Genomic DNA, 17,413 nt, shown 5'->3' with positions numbered 1-17,413 from the left:
AAAAGAGCCATAAGGCTCTTTTTTATTATTTAGAACTTCTTTCTTTTATCATTTCATATAAAGTATTTACTGGAATTCCTGTTCCACCTTTTGCTTTATATGGTTTTGTTGCATCTGTCCATGCTGTTCCTGCAATATCCATATGAATCCATGAATTTCCTTCATTTATAAACTTCTCTATAAATAATCCTGCAGTTATTGTTCCTGCATATCTTCCACCAATGTTTTTTAAATCTGCAATATCAGATTTTATTAATTCTCTATATTCATCAAATGCTGGTAATCTCCATAATTTTTCTCCAGTTTTCAATGAAGCTTCTTCAAGTTCTTTAAAGAATTCATCATTATTTGAAAGAACAGCTGATGTTGTGTCACCTAAAGCAACTAAAGCTGCTCCTGTTAATGTAGCTAAATCAATAACTTCTTTAACATTTTCTTTTTCTTGGATATAAGTTACTGCATCTACTAAAGTTAATCTTCCTTCAGCATCTGTGTTAAGAACTTCAATTGTAGTTCCTTTCATGCTTCCTATTATATCTCCTGGCTTATATGCATTTCCTGAAATAGCATTTTCACAAGCTGCAATTACTGATATAACATTAACTTTAAGTTTTCTTTTTGCAATTAAGGCCATAGCACCTGCAACTGCTGCTGCACCACCCATATCACTTTTCATTGTATCCATACTAGCTGATGGTTTTAATGAATATCCACCTGTATCAAAAGTTAACCCTTTTCCTACTAATCCAATAGTTTTTTCTCTATTGTCCACATCTCCAAAGTATCTCATAACTATTAATCTTGGCTTTTTCTTCGAACCTTTTGCAACAGCTAAGAACGCTTCCATTCCAAACTCTTCTATTTTATCTTTTTCAAAAACTTCAACTTGAAATCCATACTCTTTTCCTAAGTTTGAAACTTCTTTAGCTAAAACTTTTGGATACATAACATTTGCAGGTTCATTAACTAAATCTCTAGCAATTATAATTCCCTCTGCAATGTCTTCTCCTTCTTTAACTTCTGCTAAAACCGCTTCATCACCTTCAGATTTTATAATACATCCTGAGAATGAAACTTGAACTTCCTTCTCTTCTTTTCTATCTGACTTATATTTATCAAATTTATAATCAGTTAAAATTAATGATACTGTAACTGCTTTAGCTACTTCACTAACCTTCATTGCTTCTGTAGCAAACATTTTAACTACTAAATCACTTATCTTAAGTTCTTGTACTTTTTTATAAGCCTTTGCCATATTAATTTTTATTTTTTCTGATTCTAAATCAGCTTCTTTTCCTAATCCTAAAAGAATAACATCTTGAATTTGGCCTTCTATTTCACGAGTGAAAGTATACACCTCTCCCTCTTTCCCTAAAAACTTCTCATTATTCTTTAAGTGATCTATCATTTTATTTATTGTTGGGTTTTTCATTTCTAATTTATCTTCAAAAAGAGCAAGTACTAATCCTTGAGCTTCTCTACATTTTTTACTTCTTACACTTATTTTCATTCTATTTCCTCCTCTTTGAATCTTTTTTATTTAATAATAATTATTATAACATAAAATTTTTAGCTATTTATTAAATTCATCTATTAATTAACATATCATTTATTATTCCTCTAAAATAACTTTACTTTGCCTCAATGTTTCTTTCATGTCTATTATCCTCTGATTAGATGATCCTCTAAATTTAAGTCCATCTTCCATTAGATCCTTCTCAAATTTTCCATCTATAAGAACATCAATATTCTCTAAAAAACTTCTGACCCCTTTCATTTCATCCAGATTTTCTAATAAATACTCCACTTTATATCCAGTAAAAGACCATACACTTAATCCATGTTCTTTAAATTTTTTTGCCATATAAGAAAATTCCTCTGCTCTTTCAATTGGATCACCCCCACTAAATGTTACTCCCTTTAAAATAGGATTCTCCAAAACATCTTTTATTAAATCATCCATCTCCATTTCTTCTCCACCTAAAAAACTATGAGTATCTGGATTAAAACAACCTTTACAATTATGTTTGCATCCTTGAGAAAAAAATACCCTTCTCATTCCAGGTCCATTTACAAGACTTTCATATGCTATTCCTGCTAATCTTATTACCTTTTTGCTCAATTTACTCAACTCCTTTATTTAATGGTTCATTCTCCCTTTAATTATATATTATTTTTTTATATTAAAAATAATATATTAACTTATTTTTAATATTAAGTTTTAATCATTTTTAATTATTCACCAGGTGTATAATTATAGCCGACAAATATTTTAAAAATTTATAGGAGTTTTTTATGGACAAGAAAAAAATTTTTATTCCACTTCTTATGGCTATTCCAAGTTTCGGACTTGGATTTATTTGGAATATGAAAAGTACATTATTATCATTATTAGTTAGAACCGTTACTCCATCTGATATTAAACTTGGAATTATAGCTGCACTATGCTCTTTTACAGGTATATTTTTCCCTTATATTGGTGGAGTTTTAAGTGAAAATAAATACTTTAAAATGGGTCGTCGTAAACCTTGGACTTTATTTGGTGGAATATTAGGATCTATTTTTATTCTTTTACTCGGTTTTGCAAATAGCTATATTACTATAGTTCTATGTGTTTTTATTGCATGGTCATCTTTTAACTTTTTTCAAGGTGCCTATTACGCTTGGATGCCTGAAAGTGTTGAAGTAACTCAAGTTGGTTCTGTAAACGGCCTTGGTAAATTATTCTACTCTTTTGGTGGTCTTTTATTTTACTTTTTTGCAGTATATTTTTTTAATATAAATAAACACCTTCCTTTTATACTTATAGCAATTGCATCACTTCTACCAATACTCGTAACTTGTTATGTTGTAAAAGAAAAGGAGGTTCCTACAGAATCCTCTAAATTCAAGCTCAATTTAGAATTTTTTAAAAATAAGCCTGCTATGAAAGTTTTTTTAACTGGTTCTTGTTTCTATTTTGCATATGGATTAATTACTCCATTTTGGATACCATATTATGAAACAACAGATCATTTTACAGGAACTCAAATTAGCCTTGCTTTAGCCTCATTTACTTTAATTGGAATGATTTTATCAATATTTATTGGAATGTGGTGTGATAGATGGCGAAAAGATAAGATTTTCTTAATTTGTTGCATAGTATATGCTCTTGCATTTATTATAGGCTGGAATGCTAACTCAATAGTAAAACTTTGGTTATTTGCTCTTGTATCTGGAGTTGCTTTTATAATGTTTCAAGTTGCTTATTATTCATTAATGCCAGAAATTGCACCTAAAGGCCGTGTTGGTGAGTATATGGGACTTAATAATGTTTTTATATGTATTCCACAAATAATAAGCAATCTTATAGGTGGAGTTCTTTTAGATTATAATATTGGATTTTTGATTTTCCCACTTGCTGTTATTGCAATGATAATAGCTTCCTTTATTATTGCTACATATAAAAAACATATTTTTCAATAAAATTTTAACATAATAGGGAGTACTTTTATGCAATTATGGCTAATATATGCTTTACTTGGTGCTATCTCTGCTAGTATGGTGAGTATTTTCACTAAATTAGGTGTTGTTCATCTTAGCCCATCATTAGCTGGTACAGTTAAAGCAATTATAATGGCATTATTTTTTATTGCCATCTCATCTTTTAATGGTGATTTTTCTAATGTTTCAACACTTTTTGAATATAAAAAAGATTTTTTCTTTCTTATATTAACAGGTGTTTTTGGAGCCTTATCATGGCTTTTTATGAACTATGCTTTTAAGCATGGAAGTGTAACTAAGGTAGTTCCAATAGATAAACTATCTATTGTCTTTACAATACTTTTATCTGCACTTATTTTAAATGAAAAACTAAACTTTAAAATATTAATTGGTGTTTTCTTAGTATTTATTGGTGCTTTAGTTATAGCTTTTAATTAACTTTTAAACATACTAAAAGGCTAGAAATTTCTAGCCTTTTGATTATTTTTTTAATTTTACATAGTTTAATCTTCCACCAAACTTTAAAACTTCAATTTCCTTTTCTGTTAAATCTACATTAACATTAAATTCTATTTCTTTGGTCTTATTTTTAAACACTATTTTTCTAAGTTCCAATCCTTTTTTTATATTCTCACAACTAATTTCATCTAATAAATCAATTTTTTCATAATCTTCTTTACTCTTAAATTCAACTGGAATTATTCCATTATTAATAAGATTTGCCTTATGAATTCTTGCAAAAGATTTTGCTATAACTATTTTTATTCCTAAATATAATGGTGCAAGAGCTGCATGTTCTCTGCTTGAACCTTGTCCGTAATTATCTCCCGCAACAATGATTCCACCATTATTATATTTACACCTTTTTGGAAAGTCTTCATCGATAGTGTTAAAACAAAACTCTGAAAGATATGGAATATTTGATCTAAATGGAAGTAATTTAGAATTTGAAGGCATTATATGGTCTGTTGTTATATTATCTTCAACCTTTAACACAATATTTTCTAAAATATTTTCATCTAAACCTTTATTTATTGGAAATGGTTTTATATTTGGCCCTCTTTTAACTTCAACATCACTATTATTTTTTGCTGGCTCTAAAATCATAGAATCATCTATTATAAATTCTTTTGGCATATCAATATTTAAATCTATATTAACTTCTCTTGGATCAGTTAAATATCCATTAATAGCTGAAACTACTGCTGTTTCAGGGCTTACTAGATAAACCTTTGCCGATAATGTTCCACTTCTTCCATAAAAATTTCTATTAAAAGTTCTTAATGAAACCCCATCTGTTCCTGGTGCTTGACCCATTCCAATGCATGGTCCACAAGAATTTTCTAAAATTCTAGCACCAGCACTTATAATATCAGCTAAAGCTCCATTTCTAGCCATCATCTCCATTACCTGTCTAGAACCTGGTGCTATAACAAGACTTACTTCTGAGTGAACTTTTTTACCTTTTAAAATTTTAGCCACCTTCATTAAATCCTCATAAGAAGAATTTGTACAACTTCCTATAGCTACTTGGTCAACTTTTATTTTTCCTATTTCTGAAACTTCTAAAACATTATCTGGTGAATGAGGCTTAGCTGCTAAAGGCTTTAAATTATCCAAATTAATAGTTACTTCTTCATCATAACTCGCATCTTCATCAGGCTTAAACTCTATCCATTCATCTTCTCTTCCTTGTGCTTTAAAAAACTCTAGTGTTCTTTCATCACTTGGAAATATCGATGTTGTTGCTCCAAGTTCTGCCCCCATATTAGTAATTGTTGCTCTTTGTGGAACTGATAAAGTTTTTAAAGCTTCCCCGCCATATTCAAATATTTTTCCTACTCCACCTTTAACAGATAATTTTCTTAAAACTTCTAATATAATATCTTTAGCTGCTACCATATGACTTAATTTACCTTCTAGATTTATCTTGCAAACCTTTGGAACATTAATATTATATGCTCCTCCTGCCATTGCTAAAGCAACATCTAATCCTCCTGCTCCCATAGCAAGCATTCCTACTCCACCACCTGTTGGAGTATGACTATCAGAACCTATTAAAGTTTCCCCTGGTTTTGAAAATCTCTCTAAAAATACTTGATGACATATTCCATTCCCTGGCTTTGAAAAATAAACTCCATGCTTTGATGCAACAGTTTCTATAAACTTATGGTCATCTGCATTTTCAAATCCTTGTTGTAGCATATTATGATCTACAAAAGCTACAGACCTTTTAGTTTTCACTCTATCAATTTCCATAGCTTCAAGTTGAAGATATGCCATTGTTCCTGTTGAATCTTGAGTTAAAGTTTGATCTATTTTCAAACCTACCGCCTGTCCTTTTTCTAATTTCCCTTCTACTATGTGACTTTTTAAAATTTTTAAAACTAAGTTATCTCCCATTACCTCTGCCCTCACTTTTATAATTGTATCTCTTTCTCTTTTATGCTCTCTCTATACTCCTTATAGATTCCCACAAGTTCTTTATCAAAAAGACTTCTCTTCATTCTTATTGATATAGCTCTAATCTTCTCTAAAATAATATCTGCTTCATCTTTCTCAAGGATAATTCCATATTCCTTAAACTTATTAACTATTGCAGCCTTTCCAGAATGTTTTCCTATAACAATTTGTCTTTCAAGTCCTACTACATTAGGATCAAAAGCCTCATAATTTTTAGGATTCTTTATAGCTCCATCTGCATGAATTCCAGATTCATGAGCAAACATATTATCTCCAACTATAGCTTTCCACACTGGCAATTCTCTTCCTGCAGCTCTTGAAACATATTCAGAAACTTCTCTAAACATTCTTGTATCAAAATGTGTATCATGCTCAAGTAATATTTTAAATGCCATAATTACTTCTTCCAATGCTGCATTTCCTGCTCTTTCTCCTAAACCATTTACTGTTACACCAATATGATTTGCTCCAGCCTTTGTCCCTGCAAGTGCATTAGCTGTAGCCATTCCAAAATCATTATGTGTGTGCATTTCTATATCGAATCCTGTTTTATTATAGATATATTCAATATCATTTCTTAATTTAAAAGGCTCCATAATCCCAACAGTATCACAATATCTAAATCTATCTGCTCCTGCTTTTTTTGCTGTTTCTATAAATTGAACTAAAAAATCTTTATCTGCTCTTGATGCATCTTCTCCATTAACAGATACATAAAGACCATTTCTCTTTGCAAATTCTACTGACTTCACCATATTTTCTAAAACCCATTCTCTTGAAGTCTTTAATTTATGTTTTATATGAATATCAGAAACTGAAATAGATATAGCAACTGCATCAACACCGCAATCTATAGACTCTTCAATATCTGATACTACTGCTCTATTCCATGCCATAATACTGCTTTTCAAATTTCTCTTTGCAATATTTTTTATAACATTTTTCTCATCTCCACCCATAGTTGGAATTCCTACTTCTAACTGATCAACTCCTAAATCACTTAACATTTCTGCTATAGCTATTTTTTCAGCATTTGCAAAAACTACACCAGCTGTTTGCTCTCCATCTCTAAGAGTTGTGTCTACTATATATATCTTTTTACCATTTTCAGGATTTATTATTGCCATTTCCACCTCTCCCTTTTTACCCTTATTTTTCATTTTTATAAATTTATTCCATTTTATCATATTTATAAAACTTAAACAATTAATTTTGCAAGTCTTTTTTATTTTCATTCATTTTGTAATTGTTTTTTTCTTCAACCTATTTATTTCCCTCTTTTTTTGCAAGTTTAATTTAATTAGTTTCATTTTTTATGATGAATTACTCTTTTATAAATACATTTTCATATTTTTGTTTATTGCTCCTAAACTTATTTTTTATTTAAAATTTATTTTTTTTTATTTACAATAAAAACTTATTTTTTCTTCTTTTTATTATACGTTTTAAGTTTATTCATATTTTAAAAATTATTTATTTTTATTTTTCTTTATTTATACATATTTTTTTCTTTGTTCTATTTTATAGATTTTAAGGAAATAAAAACTATTTCTTCTTCTTTTTAGCGTTTTTAGGTCTGTTTTATATAATTTCCTAATAAATTGTGATAATAAATTATCAATTTTGAGTTATTCGGTCTTTAAAATGTCATAATCAATAATTTAAATTCCTTTTACTTATTTTGTATATACTTTTAACACATCTAAATTTCATTTTTATCTAAATTAACTTTTTGACACTAAATATTCTTTGTACTATATTGGATTACAAAGCTGCTTCTTCAATAAGTTGCTAGCTTAATATTTTTTAAATTATAAGTTTCTACTAAAGTTTTCATAAATTTATTTATGAAAGCTATGGTATCGAAAAAATAAGATAAGGAGGGTAAAAAAGTATGAAAATAATAAACAGTACGCCTAAAAAAGATAATTTTAGGATGCCAGGTGAGTACGAGCCACATGAAGGAACTTTCATGATTTGGCCTGAACGAAATGATAACTGGCGTTTTGGTGGCAAATATGCACAAGCAGCATTTACTGAAGTTGCTAAAGCTATTTCAAAATTCGAAAAAGTTACAATGTGTGTAAATGAAGATCAATATGCACACGCTGAAAAAATGCTTCCAGAAAATATCCGTGTTGTTGAAATTTCAAGCAATGATGCTTGGGCCCGTGATTGTGGTCCAACTTTCGTAAAAAATTCGAAAGGTGAAGTCAGAGGAATTGATTGGAAATTCAACGCATGGGGTGGACTTGTAGATGGATTATATTTCCCATGGGATAAAGACGACTTAGTTGCTAAAAAAATATGTAACTTAGAATGGAAAGATTACTATGAGTTAGATGATTTTGTACTAGAAGGTGGTTCTATTCATGTTGATGGAGACGGAACAGCTTTAGTTACAGAAGCATGTCTTTTAAGTAAAGGTCGTAATCCAGGTATGAGTAAACAAGCCGTAGAGGATAAATTGAATGAGTATTTGAATGTTGACAAAGTAATTTGGATAAAACATGGAATATACTTAGATGAAACAAATGAGCACATTGATAATATAGCTACTTTTGTAAAACCTGGAGTAGTTGTGATTTCATGGACAGATGATAAAAATGATCCACAATATGAATTATCAAAAAGTAGTTATGATATTTTATGTAATTCAACAGATGCTAAAGGCAGAAAATTAGAAGTTCATAAGCTTATTTTACCATCTCCTATTTATATAACAGAAGAAGAAAGTATGGGTGTAGATAGCGTAGAAGGTACATTACCAAGAACGGCTGGTGAAAGGCTTGCAGCATCATATGCAAATTACTATGTTTGTAATGGTGGTGTTATCATGCCAGGATTCAATGATCCTAATGATAAAATTGCAAAAGCTAAATTACAAGAGTTATATCCAGACAGAGAAGTTATCCAAATATATGCAAGAGAGATCTTACTAGGTGGTGGAAACATTCACTGTATAACTCAACAACAACCAAAAGAAGGAGTGTAACAATATGAGAAAAGTAAAAGTAGCTGCAACACAAATGACATGTTCATGGAATGCAGAGGAAACATTAGATAAAGCAGAAAGATTAGTAAGAGAAGCAGCAGGAAAGGGAGCTCAGATAATACTTCTACAAGAGCTTTTTGAAGCACCATACTTCTGCCAACAAGAAAAATATGAATATCTTAATTTAGCAACAAGCTTAGAAGACAATGCTGCTATTAAAAGATTTAAAAAAGTTGCAAAAGAATTAGAAGTTGTTTTACCAATAAGTTATTTCGAAAGAGCTGGAAATACAACATTTAACTCAATTGCTATTATTGATGCAGACGGTGAAGTTTTAGGACAATATAGAAAAACTCATATTCCAACTGGTCAATCATATGAAGAAAAATTCTACTTTGCACCTGGTGATACAGGATTCAAGGTTTGGAATACAAGATATGCTAAAATCGGTGTAGGTATTTGTTGGGATCAATGGTTCCCAGAAAGTGCAAGATGTATGTCACTTCTTGGTGCAGAAATTTTATTCTACCCAACAGCAATAGGTTCAGAACCTGTTCTAGTAAGAGATACAGAACCACATTGGGAAAACTGTATGAAAGGACATGCTGCAGCTAACATTATGCCACTTGTAGCTTCAAATAGAATCGGAACTGAAACTGATGAAACTTCAATGACTTTCTATGGTAGCTCATTTATTGCTGATGAAACTGGTGAAAAAGTTGTTCAAGCTGATAGAACTTCAGAATCAGTTTTAGTAGCTGAATTTGACCTTGATGCAATTAGAGATAAACGTTATGGTTGGGGTGTTTACAGAGACCGTAGACCAGAAATGTATGATCCAATAATGCACATTGATGCATCTAAATAAAAAAATAATTAGGCACTATCTTTTTGATAGTGCCTATTTTTATTAATTTCTATAATAATTCATATGTGAATTTGTATGAGTAACTCTATCTTCTCTTTCAGCGGATTTTCCTGCTCCAAATCGCTCATCAAGACTTAAATAGCCTGTAACTCTTGATACTCCTTGAATATCATTACTCTTGCATTTAGGACAGACTTTATCTTCATTTTTAAGATATGTTCCACAGTTCTTACAATATCTTATATGAAAATTAATTCCTAAATAACTTATATCAGTTTTTTTATAAGCATAATTTAATATATCCATTATAGTTTCAGCATCTGGACAATCATCTACTTCTAAATAACTTATATGTCCACCATTACATAAACTATGATATGGTGCTTCAATATCTATTTTCTTAGTTATTGAAATTGGACATCCAACAGGCACATGAAAACTGTTTGTATAGTATTCTTTATCAGTAACACCTTTTATATATCCAAACATTTTTTGATCCTGTTTTATAAATTTACCAGAAAGTCCTTCTGCTGGAGTTGCATATGCACTCCAATTTAATTTTGTTTCATCACATAATCTATCACATGCTTCTCTTAAGTGAGTTATTATTTTTACTCCAAGCTCTCTAGCTTCCTCTGACTCACCGTGATGTGTTCCAACTAAAGCTACTAAAGTTTCAGCAAGACCTATAAATCCAATTCCAAAAGTTCCTTGCTTTAAAATTGGTTCAATAGAATCATCTAAAGATAGTCCTTCTGCACCTTTCATTAATCCTTGCCCTGCAACAAAAGGTAAGTCCTTAACCTTTAAATTCTTAAGAACACTGTATCTATGGATTAATGATGCTCTTGCAATTAAAATCTTTTCATCTAAAATTTTAAAGAATTTATCAATATTTCCCTCTGCTAATATTCCAATACGAGGTAGATTCAATGTAGTTGGAGCAATATTTCCTCTCCCTTTACATCCTGGTTCACCATTGACATTCTTCATTAAATAAGTCCTACACCCCATAGTACTTGGCATATAGCCCTTATCATAATATTCTTTATTAAAGAATGCATCTATATTCATAAATGTTGGATTCATCCTCTTTGATGCAACTCTACATGCAAGTTCATAAAGGTAGTAATATTCATCTTCCTTTTCTCTATTAACTCCCTCTTTAACCCTAAAAATAATATTAGGAAAAATTGGTTGCTCTCCTTTTCCTAGTCCTTTTTCATATTCCTCTAAAAATATTTCACACACAAGTGCAGCATCTTTAGAATTTGGTATTCCTATATTTATTGATGAGAATGGAACTTGGCTTCCTGCACGACTATGCATCGTATTTAGGTTGTAGACAACCCCTTGCATAGCTTGACGAATTCTCATCTTTAATTTCTTTTCAACTATTTCATTTATTTTTTCATTTTCAATTCCTAATTCTTTGAACTCTTCTCTAATTTCATTTCTAGTTGGCTGGATAAAAACTCCCATATCATTATCAAAATCTGGATGTGATTGTCCACCGAACATATCATTCTGACTTGACTGAAGTAATATACAACTAAGTTCTGCTGCTGTTTCTATTCTCTTTGGCTTTTTTATTGTTCCATACCCTGGATTAAATCCATTTTCTAAAATTTCTTTAGTTGGTATATGCAAACAATTTACAGTCAAATTATATGAATCTAAATCATGAATATAAATATCTCCATTTTCATGTGCTTTTGATAGTTTTTTAGGCATACTTGCTAAGTTGTGCCACTTATTTGACTCTGATGCTATTCTTAATAACTTTGAACTAAAATTATTTCCAACATTTGCATTATCCCTGTCAGTTTCAACACCAATCTTTCCTATCGCTTTCATTAAATCTGATTTTATTTCTCTAACTTTTGTTCTTTCTCTTCTGTAATTTCTATATGCTATAACTACACTTTGAAGTCCTGTATCTTCTAATGCTTTTTCAACTAGATTTTGAACTTCTTCAACTGATACTTTATCTTTTCCGCTCATCTCAATATAGTTAATTACTTTTTGGACAATATCGAAATTTTGACTTGTTCTAAGTTTAACACCAACCTCTGTTGCGGCTCTTTGAATTGCATTTGCTATTTTTATAGAGTTGAATTCTACTTCTCTCCCATCTCTCTTCACAATATATAGCATTCAAACTACCCCCTTTGCACAATATATAGTATTTTTCCAAATTTAATTATACGTTATATATTTTTGCTATGCAATTGCCATAGACTTATAAAATATCTCATATTTTTAATATTTTCTAGGTTATCTCTTAATATCTTTTTATATCTATAATTTTAATTATGTATATTTTTTCCTTTTTATTCATAATATAAATTTTAATATTCTTTTTTAGTTTAATATTATCCTTAATTGGTAAAAATATAATAAAGAGGTGAGATTATGAAAAAAATAATTATTTTATTATCATTATTATTTAGCTTTTCTTTAATGGGGTGTAATTCAAAAAATAATAGTGATACACAAACATCTGGAAATATAGAAGAACCTGCAAAAAAAGAATACCTTTCTCCTTATACTGGTGAAAAAATTACAGAGCAAGATCTAAATAAGACACCTTACATGGTTATAGTAGAAAATTCAACTAATTCTAGACCTCAAAGTGGTTTATCTCAAGCTGATATAATTTATGAAACTTCTGCTGAAGGTGGAATTCCTAGGTTTTTAGCACTATTTCATAAAAATACTCCTGAAAAAATTGGTCCTGTAAGAAGCGTTAGACCATATTTTTTAACTTTAGCAAAAGAGCATTCATTAGCTTTTGGACACTGTGGTGGTTCATCTGATGCATTAAAAACAATAGATAACGAAGATTCTCTAATGAGCTTAAATGAAATGAAAAATCCTTCAAGTTATTTTAGAGATTCAGATAGAAAAGCTCCTCATAATTTATACACTACATCTGAACATATGCTAAATTTAATTAAATCTAAAGGATATTCTGAAGTTTCTAAAGATTTCTTTAAATTTACTACAGATTCCCTTTCAGATATTTCTGATAAAGCAACTGAAATTCACATAACGCCTAATAACATTTATAATACAACTTATAAATTCAGTAATAACAAATATACAAAATATATGGATGGTGAATTAGCTACTGATAGTAATACTAATGAACCCTTGTCCTTTTCTAACATATTAGTCCAAAAAACAAATATCGCATTAAACTCTGATGGAAGCCATTTAGATATTGATATTATTGGAACTGGCACAGGCTATCTTTTCTCTAATGGCAAAAAAATTGATATAACTTGGGAAAAAACTTCTGAAACGACTCAAACAAAATTCTATGATAAATCAAAAAAAGAAATCGAACTTTCTCCTGGTAATACAATTATTAATATTATTGATACTAACGCTACTGTTGACATTCAAAATTAATTATTTAACCTAAAATAAAGATTTTAATATTCGTATTTCAATTTCCTTTTTTTAACTTTTATTGTATTTTATTCTTGTAAAACTATATCAGTAATGATATAGTTTTACTTATCATTACTGATAATATTTTTTTGGGGGATTTTATATGCAAAAAATTGCTTTAATAACAGACAGCGGATCCGATTTAACTTTAGATGAATTAAAAGAAAATAATATTAATCTTGTTCCATTTAGAATTATTTATCCTGAAGGGGAATACAATGATGTTTTAGATATTACCTCTGATCAAGTTTATTCTCGCTTAAAAGAAGTAATTCCATCTACATCACTTCCTTCTATAGATTTAATGAATTCGCTTTTATCAAAATTAGAATCAGAAGGCTATACTCATATTTTAATGATATCTATATCTGGCTCCTTCTCTGGTACCGGAAATTCATTTAGACTTATTTCAGAAAACTTTCCAAATCTAACTACTTTTGTTTATGATTCAAAAACTTTAAGCGGTTCTCAAGGAACAATGGCGTTAATTGCCTCTAGTATGATTAAAGATGGTCATTCTTTTGAAGATATCATAAGTAAACTTAATCTTTTAAGAACTGAATCATATCTTTATTTTACAATAGATACATTAGAATATTTGCAAAAAGGTGGTCGTATTGGTAAAGTTGCTGGTACAATAGGTTCTATTCTTGATTTAAAACCCATTATTTATGTTACAGATGAAGGTGTTTATGAAACTTTCTCTAAAGTTCGTGGTCAAAAACAAGCCCTTTCCAAAATTCAAAAAATAGCAGAAAATATTTTAAATAAAGATGGAGAATACTATGTAACTATTGTTTCTGGTAGCGCTGATGAACTTTCTATAAAACTCCATTCTCTAATTAAGAATTTTCCTAATATAAAAAACATCAGATTTTCTAAAGTTGGTCCTGCTCTTGGTGTTAATACAGGTCCTGGAACTATAGGAATCTGCCTTCAAAAAGTTCTTTAAATTTAAAACTATCTTTGTCGAAACTTGCAAAACTATATCAATAGTGATATAGTTTTGATTATCAATAGTGATAGAGTTTTAGACTCAGGAGGAATTTATATGCAAAAAATTGCTTTGGTTACTGACAGTGGTTCAGATTTAACATTACAAGAATTAAAAGAAAATAATATAGAACTTGTTCCATTTAGGATTATCTATCCTGATGGAGAGTATAATGACATTATAGATATATCACCAGATGATGTTTATGCAAGATTAAAAGAAATAATACCATCTACTTCACTTCCAAGTGTTGACCTTATGGAAAATTTAATGTCTCGTTTAGAAGATGAAGGTTTTACTCATGTTATAATGATTTCTATTTCTAGCCATTTTTCTGGAACTGGAAACTCATTTAGACTTCTAGCTGAAGATCATCCAAACTTAATAACACATGTTTTTGACTCAAAAACTTTAAGTGCACCTCAAGGTACTTTAGTTTTATTAACTGCTAAGTTAATTGAAGAAGGTCATTCTTTTGAAGAAATTATAGAAAAATTACCTATTCTTAGAAGTCAATCTCATGGATACTTTACTATAGATACGTTAGAATACTTAAAAAAAGGTGGTCGTATTGGAAAAGTTGCTGGAACTGTTGGTTCTATGCTTAATATAAAACCTATCATTTGGGTTTCTGATGAGGGTGTTTATGAAACTTATGCTAAAGTTAGAGGACAAAAGCAAGCTCTTTCAAGACTACAAAAAATTACTGAAGAAGAATTAGATAAATATGGTGATTGTGATGCTGCAATTCTTTCAGGTGGTGCTGATGATTTAGCACAAAAGCTTTATGAGCTAGTAAAAGATTTTGATAAAATTAAAAGTGTTAGATTTTCAAAAATAGGTCCAGCTCTAGGTGTAAATACTGGTCCTGGAACTGTAGGAATCTGTTTACAAGAGATTCACTAATATGAGTTTACACTCTGAATACACTAGCTTAAAAGATATAAAATCTGAAGAAAAGCGTCTTTATGATGAATATAAAAAGAAAATGGCTGAGCTTAAAAAAGTAAAAAAAGAGAAGGAGGCTAAAGAGTCTCCTTCTAAAGGCCAAGTTTTTACTAAAGGTTTATTACCTATATATGTTCTTCATATATTAAATATAAATCCTACTAATGGTAATGAAATTGCCCATAAAATTGCTCAAAGAACATTTGATAAATGGAAACCAAGTACTGGTGGCATATATCCTATTCTAAAAAAACTTGAAACTGAAGGTTTTATTGTTGGTGAATGGGATGACCCTAAGAAAAAGTTTAAAAAAATATATTCAATCACTGATGAAGGTCGCGCTGATTACTTAAGAAAAAAAGCTCTTTTAAAACCTAGAATTGAAGAGGCATTAGAAGTATTTAACTTAATTTATAATGATATTTATTAAAGAGACTACCTTTCGGTAGTCTCTTTTACTTTTTAATATTGAAAATACATCTTTTTCCGTATGTATTGTAACACATATTACATGATACACATTTAGGTTTATCAATCTCATCATTCAACCATTTATTAATTAAATCTGGTTGGCAAGTTAAAGGTCTTGATAATGTAAAACCTTTAATCTGGCTATTTTCATAAATATTTTCCATTACATCAAGATGTCTATTTCCTCCAATTAGAATTACTGAAGCCTTTACCTCTTCACTTAATTTCATTGCATAGTTTTTAAAATATGATTCATTTTCTTTTGACATTACAACTTTAGTTCTTGCTGCTCCTAGATTATTCTCCTGAACATATTTTACAGATTCATTTCCACCAGTAACTTCTATTGCATCTATTCCCATCTCAGATAATTTTCTAGCAATATACATACTATCCTCTTCTGTTAATCCACCTTCTACATAATCTGCTGAATTAAGCTTTATCCATATTGGATAATCTTCTCCTACTGCCATTCGCATAGCTTTATAAATTTCAAAAACTATTCTCCCTCTATTTTCAACACTTTCACCATATTCATCAGTTCGTTTATTATAATATGGTGATATAAATTGACTTAATAAATACCCATGTCCACAATGAATTTCTACCCCATCAAATCCTGACTTTTTCACTCTAAGTGCTGCATCTGCATATTTTTTTATTAACCAATTAATATCTTCTTTAGACATTTCTTTAGCTTTAGTTTGTGTAACTTCATTTATTGCATCTGATGGTCCTAATATAATCCTTTCTCCTACATCAAACCCTGTCATAAACCCACCATAAACTATTTGCATAATTATGTTCGTATTATAACTATGTATCATATCTGTAAAATGCTTATATTCTTCTATAAAATCATTGCTATAAATTCCTAACATTCTTGCGTTCGGTTGTTCATTTTTTGTTATAAATGCATATCCTGTTATTATTGTACCTACACCGCCCTGTGCAAGTTCTTTATAAACTTCACTTATCTCTTCTGTTAGATGACCTTTTTCATCTGCTAATTCTGTCCATAATGCTCCTCTTATAAATTTATTTTTTACTTTAATATTTCCTATAAGACCTTCTTTGAATAATTGCTTATCTCTATTTTTCATTTTATATTTAACTCCTATCGCTATTTCTTGATATAATATTACTATAGTCATATTATATCTCTCAAGTAGGCACTTTTAAGTAAGTTTACTTACCTTAAGGTAAGATTTAGGTCATCGCCTCTTGTCTAGAACAATCTATATTAATAAATATTTTAGGAGCAAATTTTATGATTAACTTTAAAGATAAAAATTATGTCTGTCTTTTAGATTTAGGTTTTGAAATTATTCGTGGAAAATGGAAAAGTGTAATAATCTGTCATCTTTCTAAAGAATCTCTTAGGTTTCTTGAGCTTCAAAGATTAACTTCTGGAGTTAGTCAAAAAGTTTTAACAGAAAAGTTAAAAGAATTAGAAGATGATGAGATAATTTATAGGATTGTATATCCTCAAGTTCCACCTAAAGTTGAATATACTTTAACAGAAAAAGGGTTTGAACTATCTAAAGCAATTAACCTTATTGAGGATTGGTCTATTAAATACTATAAAGATAAAATTTAGAGTATAAAAAAATTTTATAGACCCATACTAGTTATGGAGGTGACTTAGTATGTTTGGGAAAATTATTGATTTAACAGATATGGAAGCTTATATACTTCTCTCGGATGATAGCATCTACAAGCTTCCTATATC

The 17,413-nt window shown here is 29.6% G+C and carries 15 protein-coding genes; 9 read left to right on the top strand and 6 right to left on the bottom strand.

Features of this window, described 5'->3' with window-relative positions; translation table 11 throughout:
• Positions 1–25: 25 nt before the first annotated feature.
• On the bottom strand, positions 26–1,510 hold the full coding sequence (locus ACRDDY_RS05740) for a leucyl aminopeptidase (protein WP_438564018.1): 1,485 nt from the start codon (positions 1,508–1,510) through the stop codon (positions 26–28).
• A gap of 102 nt (positions 1,511–1,612) precedes the next feature.
• Positions 1,613–2,122: an anaerobic ribonucleoside-triphosphate reductase activating protein gene (gene nrdG, locus ACRDDY_RS05735; RefSeq protein ID WP_438564017.1), complete on the bottom strand. Its 510-nt coding sequence runs from the start codon at positions 2,120–2,122 to the stop codon at positions 1,613–1,615.
• Between the two features lie 173 nt (positions 2,123–2,295).
• Between nrdG and ACRDDY_RS05730 the strand changes: the two genes are divergently transcribed.
• Positions 2,296–3,465, top strand: coding sequence for an MFS transporter (locus ACRDDY_RS05730; RefSeq protein WP_438564016.1), 1,170 nt, complete (start codon positions 2,296–2,298; stop codon positions 3,463–3,465).
• Between the two features lie 27 nt (positions 3,466–3,492).
• The gene (locus ACRDDY_RS05725) at positions 3,493–3,921 is read left to right on the top strand and encodes an EamA family transporter (RefSeq protein ID WP_438564015.1); all 429 of its coding nucleotides are present in this window, start codon (positions 3,493–3,495) and stop codon (positions 3,919–3,921) included.
• A gap of 42 nt (positions 3,922–3,963) precedes the next feature.
• Here ACRDDY_RS05725 and ACRDDY_RS05720 read toward each other — a convergent pair whose 3' ends face one another.
• Both ACRDDY_RS05720 and nifV read right to left on the bottom strand, forming a co-directional pair.
• The gene (locus tag ACRDDY_RS05720) at positions 3,964–5,886 is read right to left on the bottom strand and encodes an aconitate hydratase (protein WP_438564014.1); all 1,923 of its coding nucleotides are present in this window, start codon (positions 5,884–5,886) and stop codon (positions 3,964–3,966) included.
• 17 nt (positions 5,887–5,903) lie between these two features.
• A complete protein-coding gene (gene nifV / locus ACRDDY_RS05715; protein ID WP_438564013.1) occupies positions 5,904–7,073 on the bottom strand; it encodes a homocitrate synthase in 1,170 nt (389 codons plus the stop codon).
• Positions 7,074–7,840: 767 nt separating this feature from the next.
• Between nifV and aguA the strand changes: the two genes are divergently transcribed.
• Positions 7,841–8,941, top strand: coding sequence for an agmatine deiminase (gene aguA, locus ACRDDY_RS05710; protein ID WP_438564012.1), 1,101 nt, complete (start codon positions 7,841–7,843; stop codon positions 8,939–8,941).
• Between the two features lie 4 nt (positions 8,942–8,945).
• Positions 8,946–9,809 carry an N-carbamoylputrescine amidase gene (gene aguB, locus ACRDDY_RS05705; protein ID WP_438564011.1) on the top strand — a complete coding sequence of 288 codons (864 nt, stop codon included), beginning with the start codon at positions 8,946–8,948 and terminating at the stop codon, positions 9,807–9,809.
• Between the two features lie 42 nt (positions 9,810–9,851).
• Here aguB and nrdD read toward each other — a convergent pair whose 3' ends face one another.
• On the bottom strand, positions 9,852–11,966 hold the full coding sequence (nrdD, locus tag ACRDDY_RS05700) for an anaerobic ribonucleoside-triphosphate reductase (protein ID WP_438564010.1): 2,115 nt from the start codon (positions 11,964–11,966) through the stop codon (positions 9,852–9,854).
• A 258-nt stretch (positions 11,967–12,224) separates the two neighbouring features.
• Between nrdD and ACRDDY_RS05695 the strand changes: the two genes are divergently transcribed.
• The 4 genes from ACRDDY_RS05695 to ACRDDY_RS05680 all read left to right on the top strand — a co-directional run bounded on the left by ACRDDY_RS05695 (position 12,225) and on the right by ACRDDY_RS05680 (position 15,640).
• Positions 12,225–13,226, top strand: a complete 1,002-nt coding sequence (locus ACRDDY_RS05695; protein WP_438564009.1) for a DUF3048 domain-containing protein — start codon at positions 12,225–12,227, stop codon at positions 13,224–13,226.
• A gap of 145 nt (positions 13,227–13,371) precedes the next feature.
• Positions 13,372–14,220: a DegV family protein gene (locus ACRDDY_RS05690; RefSeq protein WP_438564008.1), complete on the top strand. Its 849-nt coding sequence runs from the start codon at positions 13,372–13,374 to the stop codon at positions 14,218–14,220.
• 99 nt (positions 14,221–14,319) lie between these two features.
• Positions 14,320–15,168, top strand: coding sequence for a DegV family protein (locus ACRDDY_RS05685; RefSeq protein ID WP_438564007.1), 849 nt, complete (start codon positions 14,320–14,322; stop codon positions 15,166–15,168).
• A gap of 1 nt (position 15,169) precedes the next feature.
• A complete protein-coding gene (locus ACRDDY_RS05680; RefSeq protein WP_438564006.1) occupies positions 15,170–15,640 on the top strand; it encodes a PadR family transcriptional regulator in 471 nt (156 codons plus the stop codon).
• Positions 15,641–15,665: 25 nt separating this feature from the next.
• Here the strand turns inward: ACRDDY_RS05680 and ACRDDY_RS05675 are convergent, their stop codons facing one another.
• Entirely contained in the window at positions 15,666–16,835 is a 1,170-nt protein-coding gene (locus ACRDDY_RS05675; protein WP_438564005.1) for an NADH:flavin oxidoreductase, read from the bottom strand.
• A 116-nt stretch (positions 16,836–16,951) separates the two neighbouring features.
• Here ACRDDY_RS05675 and ACRDDY_RS05670 point away from each other — a divergent pair, with 116 nt between their 5' ends.
• Positions 16,952–17,281: a winged helix-turn-helix transcriptional regulator gene (locus ACRDDY_RS05670; RefSeq protein ID WP_438564004.1), complete on the top strand. Its 330-nt coding sequence runs from the start codon at positions 16,952–16,954 to the stop codon at positions 17,279–17,281.
• The last annotated feature ends 132 nt before the right edge of the window (positions 17,282–17,413 follow it).

This window comes from Clostridium sp., from assembly GCF_051656525.1.
GTDB lineage: Bacteria > Bacillota > Clostridia > Clostridiales > Clostridiaceae > Clostridium.
Note: the sequence above shows the minus strand (reverse complement) of the source record. Positions and strands in the feature narration are given on the sequence as shown.